Genomic DNA, 2298 nt, shown 5'->3' on the forward strand with positions numbered 1-2298 from the left:
TTTTTATTTTTTAATCTTGTCTTGTCCTGAAATAGCGATACACAAAAAAGTATCCTATGGAATCATTACAAGAAACTTGCTATTTAAAGCGTACGCAAAAAGACTATACTATGTCTTTTAAATTTTCAATAGATTCTTAAAAAAAAGGATCAGAAAGTATTATTTTTTAATTACTTTACTACTTTTCTCCAGAGATCCTTGTTTGATAATCATTAGGTATACACCAAGCAAATAATTGCCACCTAATCGCTTGGAATTGATTTCAGATGAATTGATGTTTAGATTTTCAATAATTCTTCCAGATATGTCATATACTTTTAATTCAATTGGGTCCAAGGTCAAGGGAGTTAGATTTACATTGAATTCTGAATCAAATGGATTTGGAAAAGTTGTAATTTCAAAATCAGAATTAACATTTATAAACACGGGTTCAGAGGCAATTTTAGTGCAAATGTCACTAGATATAATTACTCTAAAATAGGCATTATCTGTTAACCCAGTTGCTATATATGTTGAGGATGAAGAGAAAGGAATGTCGGTAAAATTATCTGTTAATGAAGCGGCTTTTTGCCATTGAAAACTTGTCCCTTTGTACCCTTTTAATGTCAATTCTGTTGCATTTATTTTTTTTGAAACGTTTTTATTCCCCCCTTCAATGAATCCTGAAACGGGAGGAGGATTTATAGTAATTTGAACTACTGGGCTATAAACAGCATTACAACTGTCTATACTGTTTGATACTCTAATCCATGTAGTCTCTTGTAAATCAGAAGCTAAAAAAAGGTGTCCTATTTCGCCAGGAATATCATTAAAGCCACTAGATGCTGAGGTAGTCGAAAATTGCCATTGAATATCTCCTAAAGAACCCTCGCCATAAACAAGTACTTTACTACTTCCTTTACAGGCTGGTGATGCGCCAGTAATTAATTTTGCAACAGGTGTAGGACTGACAAAAATCACAACTGAATCTGTCATTTCAGATGCACAAGCACTACTTGATAAAACAGCTCTGAAATGAGTAGTAGCGGTTAATGACACTGCCGTATAGGTTTCTTTGGTAGCCGAAGGGATATCTACAAAAGTACCAGGAGAGCCATTAACATCTGGGGCTTTTTGCCATTTAATAGTGCCTTCTTGGTTGTTTAAAGACAATACAGTGGAATTTAAAGATTTGCAAACTGTATCGCCGCCACCTTCAATATTACCAGCAATGGGTAGCGGATTGACCAAAACTTTTACAGCAGGGCTAAATACAGAATTGCATCCTCCACTGGAATTCATTACCCTAAACCAAGTTGATTCCTGCAAATTAGTTGCTGTAAATACTAATCCAATTTCATTATCAATATCATAAAAATCATCGGTGCTTGATGTTGTAGAAGACTGCCATTGAATGTCTCCTATAGAATCTGAACCATAGGTAAGTTTTATATTGTCACCAAAACAAACCGTAGTTGCTCCAGTAATTAATTTTGAAATGGGTGTTGGATCAACAATAATGACGACTGGATCAGTACTTTCTGACAAGCAATCTCCGCTGGTTACAACTGCTTTAAAATAAGTAGTAACAGCTAAAGAATTTGCTTTGTATGTTGCAGCAGTGGCATTTGGTATTGATGCAAAAGGGCCAGCAATATCAATAGATTTTTGCCATTGAATTTTTCCTTCATAATCAATCAAAATCAATTCTGTTGTATTTGAGCTTTTACAAACATTGATATCCCCACCATCAATATATCCGGCAATTGGAAATGGATTTACGACTACTTGAACAGCTGGACTATAACTAGGATTGCAGGCGCCACTAGTATTTCTTACTCTATACCAAGTCGTTTCTTGAATATTGACTGCGTTATAAGTTTTTTTATTCTCAAAATCAATATCATAAAAATCAGCAGTACTCGAAGTTGTCGAGAATTGCCATTGTATATCTCCTATCGAGTCTGTTCCGTATGTAAGTGTCTTATTTCCTCCAAAACAAAGCGGAGATGCTCCTGTAATTGTTGAAGAAACAGACAAAGGGCTGACGGTTAATGTTGCAGTATTTGAAGTCAAACTACTAGACCCATTAGTAACCACAACTCTATATTGAGTTGCATTAACAGGCAAAGTAGCCGTTTTGACAATATATAAAGTAGCCATAGAATAATCACTATAGACATTAGCTGCATTTAAATTATTTATTGTTGTCCAATCTGCAGTAGGTGTTTTTAGTTGCCAAATAAAACTATCTGTTGGAGAAACGTTTGCTACTGAGATATATATAGACTCTCCTGTTTTGCTGCAAATTGTTGCATT

Annotated in this window: 1 protein-coding gene; it reads right to left on the bottom strand. The window is 34.7% G+C overall.

Annotation, left to right across the window (positions count from 1 at the left end; all coding sequences use genetic code 11):
- Positions 1-159: 159 nt before the first annotated feature.
- Positions 160-2298 (bottom strand): T9SS type A sorting domain-containing protein (locus tag EKL98_RS15305; protein ID WP_148104420.1); only part of this gene is annotated, 2139 nt, incomplete at its 5' end.

Source organism: Flavobacterium bomense (assembly GCF_003970355.1).